The organism is Nonomuraea sp. N2-4H, from assembly GCF_045291505.1.
GTDB lineage: Bacteria > Actinomycetota > Actinomycetes > Streptosporangiales > Streptosporangiaceae > Nonomuraea > Nonomuraea fastidiosa.
Map to the genome: position 1 here is coordinate 7,310,112 of NZ_CP147987.1, position 20,305 is coordinate 7,330,416.

The window sequence follows — 20,305 nt, forward strand, 5'->3', positions numbered from 1 at the left end:
TCTCAGACATCGCCGAAGTCTCAGCGTCGCAACGTCGCAGGCGCTTAACGTCTTGCGTTTCAGCGTCGCAGGGGTCTCGGGTCGCAGGCGTGATGCGACTTGGACTCTGGCGGCATCTCGGGCGTCCCGGATCGCAGGCGTGGTGCGCTTGGGCGCGCTGGGGTGGCGCGCGGGCGACCTCTTGCAGGGTCTCAGGGCTGTGGGAGTGCGCTGGATGCCTGGGGCGAGGTCCTGATAAGGCACCGGGGGTCGGACGCCGGTGCGCAGCGCAAGCGGGGGTGGCGCAGCGCAAGCAGGGCGCGAAACGCAGACGGGGCGCGCGCAACGCGGGCAGGACACACAGCGCGGGCGAGGCGCATAACGCGGGCGGGGCGCGCAACGCGGGCAGACCGCAACGCGGGCAGACCGCAACGCGGGCGAGGCGCGCAACGCGGGCGAGGCGCACCACGCGGGCGAGGCGCACCACGCGGGCGAGGCGCGCAACGCGGGCGAGGCGCAATGCGGGGCAGAACGCAACGCGGGCAGGGCGGGCGCGCAACGCGGGCAGCACACACAGCGTGGGCGAGGCGCACCACGCGGGCGGGGCGCGTAACGCGGGCAGACCGCACAGCGCGGGTGGGGTGGGGTGGGGGTGTGGGAGCGGTGAGAGGGGGTGAGCGAAGCGCGGGTGGGGAGGCGGGCGGCAAAGTGCGGGTGAGGGTGGGGGCCAACCCTCTTGTGGGAATCGCGGGGCGGGTTACGATCCGGGCATGGACGGCTACTTCGGCTCCTACGTGCTCGTGGCCGCGTTGCTCGTCATCGGTGTCGCGATCGTCGCCGGCGCGCTGCTCGCCAACCGTCTGCTCCGTCCGTCCCGGCCGACGCCGGACAAGCTGACCACCTACGAGTGCGGCGTGGACCCCGTGGGCGAGGGGTGGGCGCAGTCGCAGATCCGCTACTACGTTTTCACGTACCTGTACGTGGTCTTCGCCGTGGACGCCGTCTTCCTCTTCCCGTGGGCCACGGTGTTCGACGCCCCCGGTTACGGGCTGACGACGCTCGTGGAGATGTTCGTCTTCCTGGGGTTCATCGCCCTCGGCATTCTGTACGCGTGGCGGAAACGGGTCCTGACCTGGACATAGGCCCCTCAAGCCGTTCGAGGCGGTTACCCAGCGCGGTCAAAGTGTCCGGACTGATCACACAAAATCAGGGTAAATCGTAAGATCGCGCCCATACCCTGACATCCATGCATAAATCGCGATTCTGCGCCGGAATCGCTCTGCTGGCACTCTCCGCCTCGGGTTGCGGTCTCGCCGCCGCCTCCAACGGCAAGGACATCGTGGTCCCGGCAGAGCCGACGATGATCGACTTCGTCGATCCCGCCACCGTCGTCGGCCTGTCCACCGCTACCGTCACCGACGGCGACTCGGCGGCCGGCAGGTATGTGCACATCAAGTACCCGGTGCTGGCCGGCGCCTCCGCGCTGAACCGGACGCTGAAGGCTCGCGCCGAGCGGCAGCTCAAGGAGTTCAGGCGCGCGACCGGCGGCGACGCCCCCATCCTGCCGAAGCCGGAGCTGAACGTGGACTGGCAGCTCGCCGCCGCCTCCCCCGACGCGGTGGGCGTCCGGCTGCGGACCGGCGAATTCTTGGGTACGAGCTGGGGCAACTCCACCCGTACGTACTGGTTCGACCCGCACACCGGCAAGGCCGCCGGCTCGACCGGGCTGCTGTCGGGACGGCCCGCGCTGGAACGGCTGGCGGCGCTGGTCAAGGAGGCGCTCGCGGACCGCGGCGCGCAGGTGGAGCGCAACCGGGTGACGGCCGACCCCGATCTGTTCGACTCGATGGCGTTCAACAGGAACGGCGACCTGGTGGTCGAATTCGACGACTGCGAGGTCGGCAGGTGCTCGCTCGGCCGGGTGGCGGTGGCGATCCCGGCACAGCAGGTGGCGCCGCTGCTGTCGGAGCTGGGTCGGCACGCGCAGCAGGCGGTACGTGATGCGGCCAGGCGGTCGGCGGCCCCTGAGGTTCCGTCGTTCACGCCTACGAGCAGCCCCGACGCGGTGAGCACCCGGGCGAGCGGCGTGGACTGCCGCGTGCGCAAATGCGTGGCGCTGACCTTCGACGACGGCCCGGGACCGTACACGGGCCTGCTGCTGAACACGCTGGCCGAGCACCGGGCGCGGGCCACGTTCTTCACGCTCGGCGGAAGCGTGTCCACAGAGCCCGCGCTGATCCGGCGGATGAGCATGGAGGGCCATCTGGTCGGCAACCACAGCTGGTCGCACAAGGACCTGTCGAAACAGCCGAGCAGCAAGGTCGCCGACTCGCTGGGGAAGACCTCGGACGCGGTGTCGGAGGTGATCGGGCAGCGGCCGGCGCTGGTGCGGCCGCCGTACGGGGCGGTGAGCCCTCAGGTGCGCGATGTCGCACGTCAGATGGGGTGCGCGGTGGTCACCTGGGACGTGGACTCCAAGGACGAGTCCACAAGGGATGCCTCCGAAATAGCGGACCGGGTCGTGCACGCGGCCCATCCAGGTGCGATCATTCTCATGCACGACATTCATCGGGAAACCGTGGATGCGGTTCCGGACATCCTCAAAAGGTTGCGCGGGAACGGTTACACCTTCGTCACCGTTCCAGAGCTGTACGGCCCTGTGGGGATGCAGGCCGGCCGCATGTACAGGTCAGGGAACGAGCTGCCGGGTAAGCAGCCCCTGACGTAGCGCATCTGTTGGGGGGACGTATAGTTGGCGCTCGTGACCCGAACCGTCCTGTTCGCCCGCCTGCATGTAGACCTCTGCAGGCTGGCCGCCGGGCTGTGTCGTCGCTCTCTCACCTCGCCCTGACTGACTCCGACCGCGTTTACCCGCTTCAGGTGGCATGCAAACGCGTCACCTTCCGAGGATCTAGCATGGAAACAGAGAACGCGCCTAAGGCAACCGCGCAGTGGCGCGTCGAGGAGGACTGAGCTGTGACGAAGCAGGTCCAGCAACTCGACCGCGTGATCATCAGATTCGCCGGCGACTCCGGCGACGGAATGCAGCTCACCGGCGACCGCTTCACCGCGGGCACGGCTGAGTTCGGCAACGACTTGTCGACTCTGCCCAATTTCCCCGCCGAGATCCGCGCCCCCGCAGGCACCTTGCCGGGCGTGTCGAGCTTCCAGCTGCACTTCGCCGACCACGACATCCTCACGCCGGGCGACGCGCCGAACGTGCTGGTGGCCATGAACCCGGCCGCGCTCAAGGCCAACCTGGGCGACCTGCCCAAGGGCGCGGACATCATCGCCAACACCGACGAGTTCACCAAGCGCAACCTCCAGAAGGTCGGCTACGACTCCAACCCGCTTGAGGACGACTCGCTCAGCGAGTGGCGGGTGCACGCGGTGCCGCTGACCTCGCTCACGGTCAAGGCCCTCGAAGACTTCGACCTGTCGAAGAAGGACGCCGAGCGGTCGAAGAACATGTTCGCGCTCGGCCTGCTGTCGTGGCTCTACCACCGGCCGACCGAGCACACCATCAAGTTCCTCGAGCAGAAGTTCGCGAAGAAGCCCGAGATCGCCAAGGCCAACATCGCGGCCTTCCAGGCGGGCTGGAACTACGGCGAGACGACCGAGTCGTTCTCGGTCTCGTACGAGGTGCGTCCTGCCCGGCTGGCGCCGGGCGTCTACCGCAACATCTCCGGCAACCAGGCGCTCGCCTACGGCCTGATCGCCGCGAGCGTGCAGTCGAAGCTGCCGCTGTTCCTCGGCTCCTACCCGATCACCCCGGCCAGCGACATCCTGCACGAGCTGTCCAAGCACAAGCGGTTCGGCGTCCGCACGTTCCAGGCGGAGGACGAGATCGCGGGTGTCGGCGCGGCGCTCGGGGCCGCGTTCGGCGGCGCGCTCGGCGTGACGACCACGAGCGGTCCCGGTGTGGCGCTGAAGGCCGAGACGATCGGCCTCGCGGTCACCACCGAGCTGCCGCTGATCATCGTGGACGTGCAGCGGGCCGGGCCGAGCACCGGCATGCCGACCAAGACCGAGCAGACCGACCTGCTGATGGCGATGTTCGGCCGCAACGGCGAGTCGCCGGTGCCGGTCGTGGCGCCGATGTCGCCGAGCGACTGCTTCGACGCGGCGCTGGAGGCGGCCAGGATCGCGATCAAGTACCGTACGCCGGTCATGCTGCTCTCCGACGGCTACCTCGCCAACGGCTCTGAGCCGTGGCGGCTGCCCGAGGTGTCGGAGCTGCCGGACATCTCGCAGCCGTTCACCACCGAGCCCAACGGCGAGGACGGCAAGTTCCTGCCGTTCAAGCGCGACCCCGAGACGCTGGCCCGCCCGTGGGCGATCCCCGGCACGGCCGGGCTCGAGCACCGCATCGGCGGCATCGAGAAGGCCGACGGCACCGGCAACATCTCCTACGACCCCGACAACCACGACCTGATGGTGCGCACCCGCGCCGCCAAGGTGGCCGGGATCGACGTGCCCGACCTGGTCGTCGACGACCCCGACGGCGAGGCGAAGGTGCTGGTCGTCGGGTGGGGCTCGACGTACGGGCCGATCGCCGCGGCCGTGCGCCGCATCAGGAGGAGCGGCGGCAAGGTCGCCCAGGCCCACCTGCGCCACCTCAACCCGCTGCCCGCCAACACCGGCGAGGTGCTCAAGCGCTACGACAAGGTGCTGCTGCCGGAGATCAACCTGGGCCAGCTCGCGCTGCTGCTGCGGGCGAAGTTCCTCGTCGACGTGATCAGCTACAACCGTGTGCGCGGGCTCCCCTTCAAGGCCGAGGAGCTGGCCGGAGTCATCCAGGACGTGATCGACAGTGACTGAGCTGGTGAACGGGAAGGGCCTGTCGCTCGTCCCCAAGACCGACGTGAAGCAGAGCCTGAAGGACTTCAAGTCCGACCAGGAGGTGCGCTGGTGCCCGGGTTGCGGTGACTACGCGATCCTTGCGGCGGTGCAGAGCTTCCTGCCCGAGCTGGGGCTGAAGCGCGAGAACATCGTGTTCGTCTCCGGCATCGGCTGCTCGTCGCGGTTCCCGTACTACCTCAACACCTACGGCTTCCACTCCATCCACGGGCGGGCGCCGGCGATCGCGACCGGGCTCGCGGCCAGCAGGCCCGACCTGAGCGTGTGGGTGATCACGGGTGACGGCGACGCGCTGTCGATCGGCGGCAACCACCTGATCCACGCGCTGCGCCGCAACGTCAACCTGAACATCCTGCTGTTCAACAACCGGATCTACGGTCTGACGAAGGGCCAGTACTCCCCCACCTCCGAGCTCGGCAAGATCACCAAGTCGACGCCGATGGGCTCGCTGGACAAGCCGTTCAACCCGATCTCGCTGGCCATCGGCGCGGAGGCGTCGTTCGTGGCCCGCACCATCGACTCCGACCGCAAGCACCTGCAGTCGGTGCTGCGCGAGGCGACCGCGCACCGCGGCACGTCGCTGGTGGAGATCTACCAGAACTGCAACATCTTCAACGACAACGCCTTCGAGCCGCTCAAGGACCCCGAGGTCCGCGACGACATCACGCTGCGACTGGAGCACGGTCAGCCGATCGTGAGCGCCAGCAAGGCCGTGGTGCGCGGCGCGTCCGGCGGCATCGAGGTCGTGCCGCGCGACAGCGTCAGCGAGGACCAGATCCTCGTGCACGACGCGCACAACCCCGACCCGTCGGTGGCGTTCGCGCTCAGCAGGCTGGACGAGCCGGCGTTCGAGCACGTGCCGATCGGCATCTTCCGCAACGTCGACCGGCCGTCGTACGACTCGCTGATGGCCGACCAGCTTGAGGAGGCCGTGGCGCAGCAGGGCCCCGGCGACCTCGGCGACCTGCTCATGGGCGGGGACACCTGGCGCATCGCCTGACGCCTTCCCCCGCGAGCGTCACGGACGCCGCCGCCCCGTGCGGGGCGGCGGCGTTCGCCGTTGTAGAGCGTCCGTGATGCCGGCCCACCCGCGGTGACAGGGCGTCCCTCATTACGGCGCGTCCGTCGTAACGGCGCAGGAGCGGGTCTGGATACATCTGTGACCGGCAGGCAGGGGAAGGGACGCCAATGACGTGGACGGGCAGACGGGCCCTGGTGACGGGGGCGTCGGGCTTCATCGGCGGGCACCTCGCCGCGCGCCTGGCCGCGCTGGGTGCCGAGGTGCACGGGGTGAGCAGGACCCAGCGGCCCGGCGGCGCGGAGGTGCGCCGCCACCAGGTGGACCTGCGCGACCAGGAGGCCACGGCCGAGCTGGTGCGCACGGTACGCCCGGACGTCGTGTTCCACCTGGCGAGCGAGGTGAACGGCGCGCGGGAGCCTGAGCTGGTGCCGCGCACGCTGGCGGGCAACCTGCAGACCACGGTGAACCTGCTGACCGCCGCCGTGCGCGCGGAGTGCCGGGTGGTGCTGGCGGGCTCGATCGAGGAGCCCAGGCCGGGCAACGAGCAGGCCGCGCCGCCGTCGCCGTACGCGATGGCCAAGCACGCCGCCTCCGGCTACGCCGACCTGTACCGGCGGCTGTGGGGGCTGCCGTGCACGGTGCTGCGCCCCTCCATGGTGTACGGGCCCGCGCAGCGCGACCAGACCAAGCTGGTGCCGTACGTGACACTGGCGCTGCTGCGCGGCGAGGAGCCCCGCCTGACCAGCGGCGCGAAGCTCGCCGACTGGGTGTACGTGGACGACGTGGTGGAGGCGTTCGTCGCCGCCGCGGACAGCGACCGGGCGATCGGGCGGTCCTTCGACGTCGGGACCGGGGTCACGACGTCCGTGCGCGAGGTGGTCGAGCAGCTCTACGAACTGGCGGGCAGCCCGGTCAAGCCGCGCTTCGGGGCGGTGGCGGACCGGCCGCTGGACATCACGCAGGTGGCCGACACCGGCCCTGCGCAAGAGCTGATCGGCTGGCGGGCCACCGTCGGCCTGACCGCCGGGCTGCGCCGCACGCTCGCCTGGTACGCCCAGCGCCTCGCCGACCAGGGCGTGACCAGGAAGCTCAACCAGGGCGTGACCAGGAAGCCCGACCAGGGCACGAGCAGAAACCCCGACCAGGGCGTGGCCAGGAGCCCCGATCAGGGCGTGATTCGGTAGACGTGGTAGGCGTGCTCGGTGGCGAAGGCGTCGGTGACGACGCCGTCGCGGATGGGCACGCTCCGGTTCTCGAACAGCACCTCGGCGCTGCCGGCGGAGGCGAGCGCGGCGGGCAGCCGCAGCCGGTAGGTGCCGGGCGAGCCCTGCTCTCCCACGGTGGCGAAGACGTAGTAGGAGCCGTCGTGCCGCTTGAGCATGGTGTCGAGCCTGGGCTCGAACGTGTGGGCGTACGACTGGGTGTTGAGCACCGGCGCCAGGGAGGTGATGCGCCGGTTCAGCTCGGTCACGGCGGCCCTGATGTCCTTGGTGCACGGCTCGCGCAGCACGTGCTGGCTGACGCATGCCCCGCCGAAGCTGTGGTTGAAGTAGACGATGCCGCGCGCCTCGTGGACGAGGGCGTTCATGACGGCCCCGGCGATCTGGTCGGCGGTGATGGCGGTACGTCCGTTGGCGCCGGGCCAGCCGACCTCGACGAAGGCGTACACGGGCTGGCGGCGGCCGTCGAGCGCGTCGAGCCGGCGGGTCCTGTCGACGACCCGGCCGTAGTTGGCGGCCCTGGGGCAGCGGTCGCGGGGCAGCTTGAGCCAGGTCTCGGCCTCTGAGCAGATGTGGGCGTCGGTGTACCAGTAGATGTCGGTGGACAGCACGTCGGTGTAGCTGTTGACGAACGTGCTCGCCTCCTCGTCCGACTCCCACATGGCGACGCCCTTGCCGAAGTTGGCGTAGTGCAGGCGGCCGTCGCCCTTGGGCAGCTTGTCCTTGAGCGTGCGCATCACCGTGTAGCCGCAGGGCGGCTTCTCCGGCAGGCAGATCTGTCCCTCTCCGGCGAACTTCCCGCTCCACTTGCCGTCGCCGGGGCCCGCGAACATGTCGGGCTCGTCGGTGAGCAGCCAGCCGACCGTCTCGGGGCCCGCGCCGGGAAGGGGCTTGCTGGTCATGGCGTACATGCCGTGCTCGCGGATCAGCTTCATGTCGCTGTTGGCGGTCAGCTCGACGTACGTGTTGAGCCCGGCCTCCTTGTCGAGCCGGACGTCACGTTCCTCCAGGACGGACTCGAACCAGACCCCGATGGGGAAGAACGCGGGGTCCGTCCATCCCGCCTCCTTGGCCACGGGGAAGTCCGCGTAGTAGGCGGGGCCGCCCTCCCAGGGCACGCGCGGCAGATCGAAGCGCTCGGCCGTGGTGGCGGCTCCCCCTTGCGCGATGACCCAGGCCACGCCGACCACCAGCACCAGCGGGATGAGCAGTAACCACTTCGATAGCCTGCGCGAAGCCATGTCCCTCCAGCTACGGGGTGATCCGATAGACGTGGTAGGCGTGCTCGGTGGCGAAGGTCGCGGTGAAGCGGCCTTCCCTGTCGACCTCGATCGGGCGTCCAGTGAGATGGTCCACGATCCGGCCGCGCGGCGACAGGTTCGCCGGGACGGTGAGCGTGTGGTCGCCGGTGGCCGCGCCGCGCCCCGGCATGGCGAACAGGTAGTACGCGCCGTCGTGCTCCTTGAGCACGGTGTCCAGCTCGGGGGCGAAGTCGTAGGCGTACGAGGGGCTGTTGAGCACGGGCGCGAGCCGCTCGATCAGCGCGTTCAGCTCGGTCACCGCCTTCCTGACCTTCGCGCCGCAGGCGCTGCGCAGCAGGTCGTCGCTCTTGCAGCGCGGGCCTGGACCGTGCGGGTCGTAGACGATGCCGCGCGCGCCGTGGATGAGCGAGCTCATCACCGCGCCGCCGACCTGGCCGGGCGTGAGGCCGGCGAGCGAGATGACGGCGAAGACGGGCCTGCGCAGGCCGTCGCGGGCGTCCAGCTCGCGTACGCGGTCCACGGTCGCGCCGTAGTTAGCGGCCAGGCGGCACTGTCCGGCCGGTAGCTGCCGCCAGCGGGCGGCCTCGGCGCAGACGTTCTTGTCGGCGTACCAGTTGACGTCCACGCCGATGAGGTCGGCGTAGTCGTTGACGAACCTGCCGGCCTGCGGGTCGGTGGCCTGGTGGACGACGCCCTTGCCGAAGGTCGCGTAGACGGGGCCGTCGCGGCGGGGCAGCTTCGCGGCGCTCGCGCTCAGCACGCTGTAGCCGCAGTACGACAGCTCGGGGCGGCACGGCGCGCGGCCGGTCCTGCCGCTCCAGCGAGACTGCCCGATGCCCGCCCACTCGTCGGCCTTGGCGGGCAGCGTGGCGCCCACGGTCTCCGCGCCCGTGCCGGGCGGGCGCTCGGTGGTCAGCGCGGTCATCCCGGCCTTGCGCAGCAGGCGGGGGCGGCTGTCGGCGGTCAGCTCCAGGTACGTGTTCACGCCCATGGCCCGGTCGGCGGCGACCTGCCGGGCCGTGCGGGCCGAGGAGAACCACAGTCCGACGGGGAAGAACGACTCCCGCGTCCAGCCCGCCTCGGCCAGGCGCGGCCATGCCGCGTACGCGTCCGGGCCCTCCCCGGGCAGGGCGCGCAGCGTCATGGACGGCGCGGTCAGCGACGGCGGCGGGGGCTGTGCCGGGTGGTCGCGCAGCCAGACCCAGCCGCCCGCCGAGATCGCGGCGGCCGTCACCACCGAAGCCACCTTGGCCCACGTGCCTCGCCCCACCGCCGGTGTGCCCTGCCCGGCCGTCTTCGCGGGCTCGTCCCGGCTCATCCCGGCTCCCGTTCGGTCAGGGCCGCCAGTGCGGCGGCGCGGCCGGCCCAGGTCGCGCCCGCCAGCGAGGCGCGCAGTTCCTCCGCGGGCAGCGGCGGGCCGTCGGCCAGGCTCGTCTTGATGGCCGCGACGAACTCCTCCGGGGTGGCGGCCACCCTGACCCGGCCCGCGTAGTGGGCCAGCTCGTCGAACGGGGTGCTGACCACCGGCAGGCCGAGCGCCAGGAACTCCTTGAGCTTGATCGGGTTGGCGTGCCTGATCCAGTCGTTGGCCGGCCAGGGCATGATCGCGACGTCGAAGCCGGAGCCGTACGCGGGGATCTCCTGGTACGGCCGGAAGCCGAGCCAGTGCACGTTGGGGTGCTTGGTGAGCCGCCCGATGTCGCCGTTGGCGTCGCCGATGAGCACGATCGAGGTCTCCGGCAGCTCGACGGCGACCCGTTCGAGCAGCTCGAAGTCCACCACGAAGTCGTCGAGCGCGCCGAAGAAGCCGATGCGCGGTCCTGGGATGGCGCGCAGGTCGGCGGGCTGCCTCTCCTCGGGCACGGGGGTGAAGTGCGCAAGGTCCACGCCGTGGTCGAGGAAGTACGCGCGCTCGCCGGTCAGCGGGGCCTCCTCGCGCATGAGGGCGCGGCTGACGTAGACGATGTGGTCGGCACGTTCCAGCAGGGCGCGTTCGAGCGCCTCGATGGTGGGGCGGTCGGACTCGGGGAAGTCGGAGTGGCGGTCGGAGCGGTTGAAGATCAGGGCGCGGCGGGGCATGAGGCGCACGGCGTCCCAGGCGGTCGGGATCGTCACCATGATCACCGGGCGGCGCAGGCCGAGAAGGGCGCAGACCGCGCGCACCTGGGTCCTGACCAGCCAGGCGTTCAGCGCCCTGCCCCTGGGGCTGCGGTAGAAGGGCAGCGGCAGGGGCGACATGACCCATAGGCGCGGCTCGACCCTGCGGACGAGCTTGGCGACGCTGCGCAGCTTCCTGATGATGCGCCTGGCCACGTACGTGGTCTTGCCGGGTGTCGGCATGCGCATGCCGATGCTGTTGACGATCAGGACCCGGCGCGAGCGGGCCAGGTGGCGCATGAGCTGGAAGTCGGAGTGCGCCCTGTTGTGGTACCACCAGTCCTGGCCGGAGAAGCAGACGTACGGCGGCGGCTCCCCCGCCGCCCGCGGCTCCCCGGAAGTTCCCGGGGAGCCGCCGGAAGCCCCCGGCGGGGTGGGCCAGGCGGGCATGCGGGCGAGCTCGCGCAGCGCCTGGCGGTGCCGGGCGCCACCGGTCCGGCCGCGGGCCACGGCGCGCAGCGCCTCGTTCAGCGCCACGGCCAGCCGCATGAGCGAAGCCCTGGCGGGTCCATGACGCTCGCGGTGCAGCCTGACCCGGTTGAGCGCGGACATCGTCCACAGCGGGCTCGACCGGTCCTGCTCGCCGCCGATGTGCACGGCCCGCGCGCGCGGCTCGTACGCCACCCGCAGCCCGTGATCGCGGGCCCGCAGCATGTACTCGGTCTCCTCGGAGTACAGGAAGTAGCGCTCGTCCAGCAGGCCGACGGTGTCCAGGCAGCGGCGGGAGATCAGCCAGGCCGCCCCGGTGGCCCAGTCGGGGTAGGCGGGCCGGTCGTACGCGCGGGGATCGACCACCAGCTCGCCGAGCGGCGCGTACCTGCCCGCACGCAACCCGCCGAGCAGCGCCTCGCCGAGCGCCCGCAGCACGGTGGGGCGGCGGCGCAGCGAGAGCTGGAGCCTGCCGTCGGGGTGGGTCAGCCGGGGCACCGCGATGCCGGCGCCGGGCTCGCGCAGCTTCTCGCGCAGCAGCCGCACCGAGCCGGGCGCGAGCCTGATGTCGGCGTTGAGCACGAGGACGTCGCAGCCGGGTGCCGCCTGGATGCCCGCGTTCACGCCGGCCGCGAACCCGCCGTTGCGGCCCGTACGGACCAGCTCGACGCCCGGCCCGGCGGCGAGCACCCTGGCCACGGTGTCGTCGCGCGAGTCGTTGTCCACCACGATCGTCCTGCTGGGGCCGGCGTCGCGCAGCGCGTCAGGCAGGCCGGCCAGGCAGTCCTCGATGACCTCGCCGCTGTTGTAGGTGACGATGACGACGGCAAGCGCGGGGTGGTCGATCGCGGGCACGCTCATCGGCGGTGGCCAATCTGTCGGGTGTCTAGGGGCGGCGGCCGGCGGTCAGGCGCCGCCATGCGGCGCCGGCCAGCAGGCCGAAGGCGAAGGGCAGGTCGTCGCGGAGATACCGGCGTGCCAGGCGGCGCGGCTCCAGCGCGAGCCGGAACAGCCACTCGGCGCCCGCTCGCTGCAGGGCGCGCGGCGCCCGTTTGAAGCGTCCCGCCGCCATGGGGATGCCCGCGCCGCAGCCCAGGTACCAGGCGCGCGGCAGCTCGGGGCGGAGCACGGCGATGAGCCGTTCCTGCTTGGGGAAGCCGAGCCCGACCAGCACCAGGTCGGGGGCCGCCGCGCAGACCAGCTTGACGGTCCTGTCCACCTCGGCGGGGTCGCGCTCGAAGCCGAACGGCGGCGCGTACGCGCCCGCCACCACCAGGCCGGGGTATCGGGCGGCCAGCACCTCTCCTGCCCGCTCCGGCACGCCGGGCTCGCCGCCGACCAGGAAGACCGAGCGGCCTTCGCGGGCGGCGCACGCGGCGAGCGTGAAGACCAGGGACGCGCCGGTGACGCGGTCGGGCAGGCGGGCGCCGGCGATCCTGGCGGCCCACACGACCGGCATGCCGTCGGCCACCACCAGCTCCGCAGCGGCGACCAGCGCGGCCAGGTCGGGTGCGCGGGTGGCGGCTCTGACGATGTCCACGTTGGCGGTCACGATCGCGCCGCCCAGGCCGGCGCGCCAGGCGCGCGTGACGTGCTCGGCGACCTCGGCCTCGGTCATCGCCATGACCTCGATGGCCCCCACCCGGACTCGGGATGCTGGATCGTTCCTGTCAGAGGAGCGGTCCACGGGATTGTCCTCACCCCTCCTCGGGCTTGACGTGCCTGGCCGTCAGTCCTTCCTTTTTGTCATCGGGGCAGGGCTTTATCCGTTACGTGCCAAGGGTCAGGATTGCCACTATGAGAGTGGAGCGCGGCCCGCTGGCCGGGACACTGCTGTTCACCCCCACCCCGCACCGCGACGAGCGCGGATTCTTCACCAGGACCTTCGACGCCGCCATCGCCGAGGAGCATGGTCTCGACCCGGCCGCGTTCGTCCAGGACAGCCAGTCGCGTACGGTCGCGGGCGGCATCCGCGCCCTGCACGGCAGGAGCGGGCGTGGCGAGGCCAAGCTCGTCAGGTGCGCCCGCGGCGCGGTGTACGACGTGCTCGTGGACGCCCGCCCCGGCTCGCCGACGTTCGGGCGGCAGATGGCGGTCACGCTCGACGACAAGGACTTCGTCCACCTGTACGTGCCCCCGGGCCTGCTCCACGGCTACCAGGCGCTCACCGAGGCCGACGTCTGCTACCGCATCGACAGGGAGCACGACCCGTCCGAGGACATCTCGGTCCGCTACGACGACCCCGACCTCGCCATCGCCTGGCCGCTGCCGGTCACCGCGATCAGCGCGCGGGACCTGAACGCGGGCTCGTGGAAGGACGCGCTGCGGCGGCTGGGCCTCTAAAGCGCCGCCCCGGCTCGAACCCCGGCGGCTTGCGCGCCGGCGTCGCGGCGCACCATCCGCAGCAGCGCGCCCACCAGCCCGATCAGCAGGAAGGACAGCGAGTTGGCGGTGCTGAAGGAGTTGAGGTCGAACGTGGCACAGCCGAGCAGCGGCACCGCCAGCGCCGCCGCCAGCGTCAGCCCGAGATCCTTGGTACGCGCGTCCGCGCCGATCCGCCGTACCCGCAGCGCCGCCACCATGCCGACGACGAAGAGCCCGGCGAACCCGAGCAGCCCCCAGATGCCGCCCTGCACGGCGGTGAGCAGGTACTGGTTGTCGAAGACCGGGTGGTGCGGCGGGAACCAGGTGCCGTGGCCCCGCCCGAGCCAGGGATGCCGGAGGAACTCGGCGAGCGCGGTGCTGTAGTCGTTGGTACGCCAGCGCAGGCTCTCGTCGTTGTCCAGGTTGCCGAACAGCCCGATGATCGCCCCGAGCAGCCCGGGGACGAACAGCCGCAGCAGCACCAGGAAGCCGATCAACCCCGCGCCCGCCCGCAGCCGCCGCGACCTGTTCCACCCGGCGAGCAGGATGACCCCCGAGCCCGCCAGGCCGAGCACGGTCGAGCGGGAGGCCGAGAACGCCATACCGCCCGCGATCAGCGCGCACATCACCCACCAGCGCAGCGAGGGCGCGCGGCGCTCCCAGGCGTCGAACGCGTAGTGCAGCCCGAGCGGCAGCACCATCGCCGACACCACGCCGAACTCGATGGGGTGCGTGGCCGTCGAGGCGACCCTGTTGACGCCGTTGCGCTGCAGGATCGTCTCCTCGACCGAGCGCAGGCGGGAGCCGGGCATGTGCAGGTATTCGGTGAGGTCGAAGGTGAACAGGAACTGCAGCCCGCCGATCACGCCCATGATCGCGCCCGCGACGACGAGCGTCTTCAGCACCAGGTCGAGCCGGTCGCGCCCGGACACGCCGTCCACGGCGAGCAGCGCGATGCCGGCGACGCCGACCGTGATGACGAGGATGTGGTCCGACAGCGCCAGCTCGTGCGCGGGCAGGTAACCGGCCGTCGTGTACGCGTACGTCACCAGGAACGTGATCACGTAGAAGTAGATCGCGTACCTGACCATGCTGGGGCCCTTGGCGGCGCCGAGCGTGGTGGTGAGGTGGGCACAGCACCACCAGACGGCGGCCATCAGGCCGATGGCCTCGGCGTAGGTCAGGTCGAACGGCAGCCCGCCGATCACCTGCCGGGCGGGCACCAGCATGAGCACCACGACGAAGACGGCGCACAGCGTGGCGGCGTCCGCGCCGCGGCGCCCCGTGCTCGACGATGGCAGCGTGGCCACGCTCATCGCGGCAGCACCGCCTCCTCGGCCGCCGCGGCGGCCGCGCCGGCCTCCTGCGGCCGTTGCTCCTGACGCCGCCGCCGCAGCCCCTGCGCGATGCTCTCGGTGGCGTAGGAGGCGCCCAGGGCGGCCATGACGCCCAGCGCCAGCACGACCGCCGCGGCGCGCGTCTTGCCGCCCCGCTCGGGCTGGGGCTCGGTCGGCCCGATCATCGGGGTCAGGTTGATGAACGTCTCCGGCGGCGCACCCAGCAGGTGCTGGCGGCGGTCCAGCTCGGCCTTGGCCCGCTCGGCGACCCGTTCGACGATCCGCTTGGCGTCCTGCGGCGACGGGCTCGTGCCCTCGATCACCACGAACGGCGCGTTGATCAGCAACTCCGGGTTGGGATGGCCGTTGTGCACCTCGTACGTCGTCGGCGAGTCGGGGTGCACGCCGAGCTGGGCGGCCACCTCGGGGCTGCCCAGCACCTGCACCATGATCGAGGCCGTCATGTTCAGGCCACCGTCGAAGTTCAGCAGCGGGTTGACCAGCGGGTTGGGGTGGTTGGGCTGCGGCATGCGGTAGGAGCCGCTGGTCGGCACCGTGAGCACCATGAGGGTGGTCGAGACGTACCGGGTGGGGACCGTGGTGTACATGCCGTACGCGGCGGTGATCGTCAGCAGCAGCGCCGACAAGGCCACGTACCAGCGGCGGACGAGGACGGAGATCGCCTGCCATAAATCCACGTCGTCCCCCTCACCCCTCTTTGAGGCAATCGACGGGAAAGCGGGGCGTGTTACCCGATGTCTGTAACGTGCCAAAGTCCTGCCTCGATACACCGGGGGCCGACAGAGGCATCCGCGAGAGGTGAGCCGTGGAAGAGTGCTGCGCGCCGTGGGGCCGCCCATGAGGACGCTGGCCGTCGTGACCCCCAGCTACGGCCCCGACGCCGGCCACTTCGGCGACCTGCACGACTCGGTGCTCCGCTTCACCCCGCCCGGCACCGTGCACCACGTGATCGTGCCGCGCCCCGACCTGCGGCTGTTCGCGCCGTACGCGGGGCCGCGCTGCCGGGTCTGGACGGTGGACGAGCTGCTGCCCAGGCGGTACGTCCAGGTGCCCCGCATGGGCATGTGGGTCAATGTGCGCCGGCCCTGGCCGCCGGTGCGCGGCTGGGTGATGCAGCAGATCGTCAAGATCGCGGCCAGCGCCGCCATGGACACCGACGTCGTGCTGGTCGCCGACTCCGACGTGGTGCTGCTCCGGCCGGTCACCGCCGCGCGGGCGCTGGTCGACGGCAGGGTGGCGCTGCACAGGCTGGAGGGCGGCGTGCACGCGGCGATGCCCCGCCACCTGCTCTGGCATCGCGTCGCCCGCGACCTGCTGCGGCTTCCGCCGCCGCCGGGGCCGCCGCTGCCCGACTACATGAGCCCGCTGACCTTCTGGCAGCCCGCCACCGTGCGCAAGCTGCAGGACCGGCTCAGGGAGACCACCGGGCGGCACTGGATCGAGGCGTTCGGCTCGCGGCTGCACGTCTCCGAGTTCATGCTGTACGGCGTCTTCGTCGACGAGGTGCTGAGCGCCACCGACGGACGGCCGCCCTCCGACACCTCGATCTGCCACAAGACACCCGACGAGTCGCCGATGGACCTGCGCACCGCGCTGGACTTCGCCGGGCGGGTGGGGCCCGAGGCGATCGGCATGATGATCTCCTCCAAGTCGGGCACACCGCCCGAGGTGCGGCAGGCGGCCATCCGGCACGGCATGGAGGTCGCCGCCCGGACGTCCTGACCCGGCGTCAATCGCCTTCGCCGGACTTGTCGGCCGCCGTCTCGTTCGACGCGCCGACCAGATCCGCTCCGGTTCCCGAGGTGCTCGCGGGGGCCTGGCCGTTGGGCGAGGCGTCCGAGGTGAACGTCCCGCCGTCCACGGCCGGGGCGGTGCGGCGGCGGAAGAGGCCGCGCACCTGCACCGCGTACGCGCAGCCGAGGCCGGCGAGGATCGTGGCGAGCAGCGCGCCCACGGCGTACTGGATCTTCGCGGTGGGGTCGTATTTCGGCGGCAGCACCACGACGGTGCTGAGCGTGATGTACGTGCTGCGCGGCGCGCCGAGCGCGACCTGGTACGCGGTGAGCCGCTCGCGCAGCCGCCGGTGCGCCCGTTCCAGTACCTGCGTGGCGGTCGCCGGATCGTCGCTTTCGACCGCGACGTGCAGGAACGGCCCGAGCGTCACGACGCCGAGCAGGTCGGCGTTCGACCGCCCGTCGTCGATGACGATGGTGGTCGGGCCGTTCTCGGTGACGCCGAGGCGGCGCAGCTCGTCCTTGCCGTTGAGCGCGACGATGAGGATGCCGGCCACGGTGCGCAGCCCGTTGTTCTGCTGCAGCAGGGGGTTGGTCTGGCCGACCGGGCCGGCCGGGTCGAGCGAGAGGGTGCCGCCGCTCGGCGGCGGGGTGAGGATCAGCGACGACTCGGTGGCGTAGCGGGCAGGGGTGATCAGGTACGCCGCCACCGCGAGGACGAGACCGAGTGCGAGGATCGGCAGGGCGATGGCGCGCCGCCGGAGCAGCCCCAGCACATCGTTCCAGAAAGCCATGGTCACCTTCGCCCCCCAGCCTTCCTCGCCCGCCGCATGAGCGCGTACGCCACCCCGGCTCCGATCAGCGCGCCGAGCGCCCCGCCGCCCGCCGCCGCCAGGATCCTGTCCCGGTAGACGGGCTCGGGCGGGGTGGCGGGCCGCACGTCGAGCAGGCCCATGTGGGTGATGGGCGGCGCGCCCAGCGACGTCTGCCAGTTCTTCAGCTCCGTCCGCACCTGGCCCTGTGCCTTGGCCATGACCTCCCGCACGGTGGCGGCGGACGGGCCCTCCACCTCGATGTGCAGGAACGGCCCGCTGGAGCCCACCTTCAGCAGGTCGGGGTCGGTGCGCCCGTCGTCCACGGTCACCTCGACCGGCCCGCCGTCGGTGACGCCCAGCGCCTTGGCCACCCGCTCGTTGCGCATCGACAGGATGACGATCCCCGCCGTGGTCCGCAGCGGGTCGCCGAACTGCAGCAGCGGGTTGGTCAGGCTCTGCTCGGCGGCGGGCCTGACCTCTTGGGTGCCGCCCGCGGTGGAGATGGTGACCACCATGGCCGCCGTGGACGCGTAACGGGCCGGCATGAGGAGGAACCCGGCGGCGGCGAACGCGAGCGCCGCCACGACGACGGGAGGACCGACGAGCTTGTTCCCGGCCAGACCGAGAAGAGTCGTCCAGAAGCGCACTTGGCCCGCCCGTCCGCGTTGTTCCGGTATATCGGATACATCGGGAAATCGTGCGTTCATGGCATTCGTTACGCAGCACTCGTTACGTGGGGCGCAGCAGGGACAGCACCTTACGGCCGCGCCGGGCGACCGTGCGGCGCTGTCTGCGCGCGTACATGCGCAGCACGGCCGCCCGCGCCGCGCGGCGCTGCGCGGCCGTCAGCCCCGGCACGTGCTCGGCGGAGCCCACCCACCGCAGCAGCTCGCGGAGCTGGAGGGTGTTGGACACGTGCGCCTGCCAGGACGGCACGCCGAGCCTGCGCGCCACCTTGGTGATGCGCTCGACGCGGGTGTTGCGGTGCGCCAGCACCTCGGGCACATGCCCCCAGGGACCGGCCAGCGCCAGCTTGGCCGCGAAGATCTCGTCCTCGTGCAGCATGTTCCTGCGCGGGATGCCGGTCGCGGGCCCGCGCCGCAGCAGCCCGTAGAGCGGGTCCATGAGCAGCGGGCTCTCGTTGAGCAGCCGCAGCCACTCGCGCAGCCGCTCCACCGGGTCGTCGGAGCCGAGGCCGGTGCCGTCGTAGGCGGCCATCCTGGTCACGCCGTCGGGGCCGGTGTAGGCGACCTGCGTGGTGACCAGCACCAGCCGCTCGTCCGCCGCGAAGGCCGCCATGGCGCGCGAGATGCAGGACGGGTCGAGCCGGTCGTCGTCGCCGATCCAGCGGACGAACGCGCCGCGGGAGATCCTGGCGGCGTGGATGAAGTTGCCGAGCAGGCCGACGTTGTGCGGGTGCCGGTGGTAGACGATCCTGGGGTCGCCCGCCGCGAGGTCCCTGCACACCTCCTCGGTGGCGTCGGTGGAGGCGTTGTCGGAGATGACCAGCTCGACGTTCCCGTAGTCCTGCGCGAGCACGGATTTCACGACCTGTTCCAGCCGTTCCGCGCCGTTGCGGACGGGCAGGGCGATCGACACCAGTTCAGCACCGGACATCTCAGAGCCGGACATAGGTCCTCCCTCGACGCGTCAGCCGGCCGAGCATCGCGCGCGGCATGGCCAGCAGGGCGAATACGACCAGTCCTGAGCCGCCCACGACGAGCAGCTCCGGCAGCGGGGGCCACGCGAAGGCGGCGGCGAGCGCGGTCAGGTACGCGCACGTCACCGCCGAGGCCAGCGCGGGCCGCAGCAGGCCGGGCAGCACGCCGCGCAGCCGTACGCCCTGCCGGCGCAGCAGCAGCGCGCCCAGCGGCAGCGCGACGAGGACGGCCACGGCGGCGTGCCCGATGGCCGCGCCCGTGATGCCGCCGAGGTGCGCCCCGATGATGAGGGCGGGCAGCAGCGCGAGCGCCCAGCCGAGGTTGAGCCAGACCGTGCTCCTGGTCGCGCCGGTCGAGATGAGGATGTCGGTGACCAGGTACGACGTGATCATCCTGACGACCATGAGCACGGACAGGAAGCTCAGCACGGGGGCCGCGGGAGCCCAGCGGGGCTCGTACAGGAACGTGATGAGGGGATGCGCGAGCGTGGCCATGACCAGCGCCACCGGCATCACGAACGACACCAGCAGCGGCACCGACCTGCGCACGCCCTCCGACAGCGAGTCCGGGTCCTCGGCCAGCCGCGAGAAGCCGGGCAGCGCGACGTAGCGCAGCGCCGTGCCGATCACCCCTGGCACCCAGCTCGACACGTTGAAGGCCAGCAGGTAGTAGCCGAGCTGCTGCTCGCCGAGCACCGCGCCCACGACGACGAAGCTGGAGTTCATCAGCACGGCCTCAAGGCCGAAGCCGAGCGCCGACGGCAGGCCGAAGCGCAGCAGGCGGGCGGCGATGGCCCGGTCGAAGCCGAACCGCCACGGCATCCTGGCCAGCCGGACGATGACGGCACCGGTCACGATCGCGCCGCCGAGCTGGCCCCAGGCGAAGCTGTAGGCGCCCGCGCCGGCCGCCGCCAGCGAGATCGCGACCGTGGCGTTGACCGCGAACCCGGCGAGGTTCGCGGCGGCGAGGCGGTCCTGGGCGAACTCGCGCATCAGCACCGCGCTGCGCACGGCGGTCACGGCCTCGACGAGGATGACGGCCGTGAGCAGCCGCACCACGCCGGTCGCCGGCTCGCTGCCGGCCAGCGCGGCGAAGTACGGCGCACCGGCCCAGAACAGCCCGTACAGGCCGGTGGCGAAGCAGAACGCGAGCACCGTGGCCGTGGGCGCGATCTCGGAGACCCGGCCGCGCCACTGGATGACGGCGGCCATGACGCCCGCGTCCTTGACGACCATGACGAACTGCGTGGCGGCCAGCGCGACCGCGTAGACGCCGAAGTCCTCGGTCGCCAGCAGCCTGGCCAGCACCAGGCTCATGACGAACGAGGCCGCCTTGGTGACCGTGTTGCCGAGCAGGCTCCAGCGCAGCCCGCTGCTCGCCTTGCGGCCGATGGACTCGACCCTGTCGCCGGTCACAGGGTCGCCGGTCACAGGGTCGTCAGTCACG

17 protein-coding genes are annotated in these 20,305 nt (G+C 71.6%); 7 read left to right on the top strand and 10 right to left on the bottom strand.

Translation table 11 applies throughout. The features are described 5' to 3' along the window. Positions 1 to 749 precede the first annotated feature (749 nt). The 5 genes from WBK31_RS33685 (at position 750) to WBK31_RS33705 (ending at position 7,044) form a co-directional block, all read left to right on the top strand. Positions 750 to 1,121 (top strand): NADH-quinone oxidoreductase subunit A, encoded by a 372-nt coding sequence (locus tag WBK31_RS33685; RefSeq protein WP_364062513.1) that lies wholly within the window; start codon positions 750 to 752, stop codon positions 1,119 to 1,121. A 104-nt stretch (positions 1,122 to 1,225) separates the two neighbouring features. After that, the gene (locus WBK31_RS33690; protein ID WP_406673731.1) at positions 1,226 to 2,707 is read left to right on the top strand and encodes a polysaccharide deacetylase family protein; all 1,482 of its coding nucleotides are present in this window, start codon (positions 1,226 to 1,228) and stop codon (positions 2,705 to 2,707) included. A 248-nt stretch (positions 2,708 to 2,955) separates the two neighbouring features. After that, positions 2,956 to 4,800: a 2-oxoacid:acceptor oxidoreductase subunit alpha gene (locus tag WBK31_RS33695; protein WP_364062507.1), complete on the top strand. Its 1,845-nt coding sequence runs from the start codon at positions 2,956 to 2,958 to the stop codon at positions 4,798 to 4,800. Beyond that, entirely contained in the window at positions 4,793 to 5,839 is a 1,047-nt protein-coding gene (locus WBK31_RS33700) for a 2-oxoacid:ferredoxin oxidoreductase subunit beta (RefSeq protein WP_364062504.1), read from the top strand. Before WBK31_RS33695 ends, WBK31_RS33700 begins: the two co-directional genes overlap by 8 nt. Before the next feature lie 188 nt (positions 5,840 to 6,027). Further along, entirely contained in the window at positions 6,028 to 7,044 is a 1,017-nt protein-coding gene (locus WBK31_RS33705; RefSeq protein WP_364062501.1) for an NAD-dependent epimerase/dehydratase family protein, read from the top strand. On the opposite strand, the gene WBK31_RS33710 is transcribed toward WBK31_RS33705, so the two are convergent. The 4 genes from WBK31_RS33710 to WBK31_RS33725 are packed head-to-tail and all read right to left on the bottom strand — an operon-like array spanning position 7,026 to position 12,570. Continuing rightward, positions 7,026 to 8,321, bottom strand: coding sequence for a hypothetical protein (locus WBK31_RS33710; protein WP_364062498.1), 1,296 nt, complete (start codon positions 8,319 to 8,321; stop codon positions 7,026 to 7,028). The genes WBK31_RS33705 and WBK31_RS33710 overlap by 19 nt on opposite strands. A gap of 10 nt (positions 8,322 to 8,331) precedes the next feature. Further along, a complete protein-coding gene (locus tag WBK31_RS33715) occupies positions 8,332 to 9,660 on the bottom strand; it encodes a hypothetical protein (RefSeq protein WP_364062495.1) in 1,329 nt (442 codons plus the stop codon). After that, entirely contained in the window at positions 9,657 to 11,789 is a 2,133-nt protein-coding gene (locus tag WBK31_RS33720) for a glycosyltransferase (RefSeq protein ID WP_378785989.1), read from the bottom strand. The genes WBK31_RS33715 and WBK31_RS33720 overlap by 4 nt, the downstream gene beginning before the upstream one ends. Before the next feature lie 25 nt (positions 11,790 to 11,814). Further along, entirely contained in the window at positions 11,815 to 12,570 is a 756-nt protein-coding gene (locus WBK31_RS33725) for a WecB/TagA/CpsF family glycosyltransferase (protein ID WP_364062489.1), read from the bottom strand. A 155-nt stretch (positions 12,571 to 12,725) separates the two neighbouring features. Here WBK31_RS33725 and WBK31_RS33730 point away from each other — a divergent pair, with 155 nt between their 5' ends. Further along, on the top strand, positions 12,726 to 13,271 hold the full coding sequence (locus WBK31_RS33730) for a dTDP-4-dehydrorhamnose 3,5-epimerase (RefSeq protein ID WP_364062486.1): 546 nt from the start codon (positions 12,726 to 12,728) through the stop codon (positions 13,269 to 13,271). On the opposite strand, the gene WBK31_RS33735 is transcribed toward WBK31_RS33730, so the two are convergent. Then, a complete protein-coding gene (locus tag WBK31_RS33735) occupies positions 13,268 to 14,608 on the bottom strand; it encodes an O-antigen ligase family protein (protein WP_406673732.1) in 1,341 nt (446 codons plus the stop codon). The genes WBK31_RS33730 and WBK31_RS33735 overlap by 4 nt on opposite strands. Continuing rightward, entirely contained in the window at positions 14,605 to 15,327 is a 723-nt protein-coding gene (locus tag WBK31_RS33740) for a hypothetical protein (protein ID WP_364062480.1), read from the bottom strand. Before WBK31_RS33740 ends, WBK31_RS33735 begins: the two co-directional genes overlap by 4 nt. Positions 15,328 to 15,448: 121 nt before the next feature. Here WBK31_RS33740 and WBK31_RS33745 point away from each other — a divergent pair, with 121 nt between their 5' ends. Beyond that, on the top strand, positions 15,449 to 16,372 hold the full coding sequence (locus tag WBK31_RS33745; RefSeq protein WP_378785987.1) for a DUF6492 family protein: 924 nt from the start codon (positions 15,449 to 15,451) through the stop codon (positions 16,370 to 16,372). Positions 16,373 to 16,379: 7 nt separating this feature from the next. Here WBK31_RS33745 and WBK31_RS33750 read toward each other — a convergent pair whose 3' ends face one another. The 4 genes from WBK31_RS33750 to WBK31_RS33765 form a co-directional block, all read right to left on the bottom strand. Beyond that, positions 16,380 to 17,177 (bottom strand): hypothetical protein, encoded by a 798-nt coding sequence (locus WBK31_RS33750; protein ID WP_364062474.1) that lies wholly within the window; start codon positions 17,175 to 17,177, stop codon positions 16,380 to 16,382. 2 nt (positions 17,178 to 17,179) lie between these two features. After that, positions 17,180 to 17,845: a hypothetical protein gene (locus WBK31_RS33755; RefSeq protein ID WP_406673733.1), complete on the bottom strand. Its 666-nt coding sequence runs from the start codon at positions 17,843 to 17,845 to the stop codon at positions 17,180 to 17,182. Between the two features lie 82 nt (positions 17,846 to 17,927). Continuing rightward, on the bottom strand, positions 17,928 to 18,830 hold the full coding sequence (locus WBK31_RS33760; RefSeq protein ID WP_406673734.1) for a glycosyltransferase family 2 protein: 903 nt from the start codon (positions 18,828 to 18,830) through the stop codon (positions 17,928 to 17,930). Beyond that, positions 18,817 to 20,304 carry an oligosaccharide flippase family protein gene (locus tag WBK31_RS33765; RefSeq protein WP_406673735.1) on the bottom strand — a complete coding sequence of 496 codons (1,488 nt, stop codon included), beginning with the start codon at positions 20,302 to 20,304 and terminating at the stop codon, positions 18,817 to 18,819. Before WBK31_RS33765 ends, WBK31_RS33760 begins: the two co-directional genes overlap by 14 nt. Position 20,305 lies beyond the last annotated feature (1 nt).

Bases quoted from the DNA above. Each gene is read 5' to 3' on its own strand.
- WBK31_RS33685 (WP_364062513.1), top strand. From the start codon at position 750: ATGGACGGCTACTTCGGCTCCTACGTGCTCGTGGCCGCGTTGCTCGTC.
- WBK31_RS33690 (WP_406673731.1), top strand. From the start codon at position 1,226: ATGCATAAATCGCGATTCTGCGCCGGAATCGCTCTGCTGGCACTCTCC.
- WBK31_RS33705 (WP_364062501.1), top strand. From the start codon at position 6,028: ATGACGTGGACGGGCAGACGGGCCCTGGTGACGGGGGCGTCGGGCTTC.
- WBK31_RS33710 (WP_364062498.1), bottom strand. From the start codon at position 8,321: ATGGCTTCGCGCAGGCTATCGAAGTGGTTACTGCTCATCCCGCTGGTG.
- WBK31_RS33715 (WP_364062495.1), bottom strand. From the start codon at position 9,660: ATGAGCCGGGACGAGCCCGCGAAGACGGCCGGGCAGGGCACACCGGCG.
- WBK31_RS33720 (WP_378785989.1), bottom strand. From the start codon at position 11,789: ATGAGCGTGCCCGCGATCGACCACCCCGCGCTTGCCGTCGTCATCGTC.
- WBK31_RS33730 (WP_364062486.1), top strand. From the start codon at position 12,726: ATGAGAGTGGAGCGCGGCCCGCTGGCCGGGACACTGCTGTTCACCCCC.
- WBK31_RS33735 (WP_406673732.1), bottom strand. From the start codon at position 14,608: ATGAGCGTGGCCACGCTGCCATCGTCGAGCACGGGGCGCCGCGGCGCG.
- WBK31_RS33750 (WP_364062474.1), bottom strand. From the start codon at position 17,177: ATGGCTTTCTGGAACGATGTGCTGGGGCTGCTCCGGCGGCGCGCCATC.
- WBK31_RS33760 (WP_406673734.1), bottom strand. From the start codon at position 18,830: ATGTCCGGCTCTGAGATGTCCGGTGCTGAACTGGTGTCGATCGCCCTG.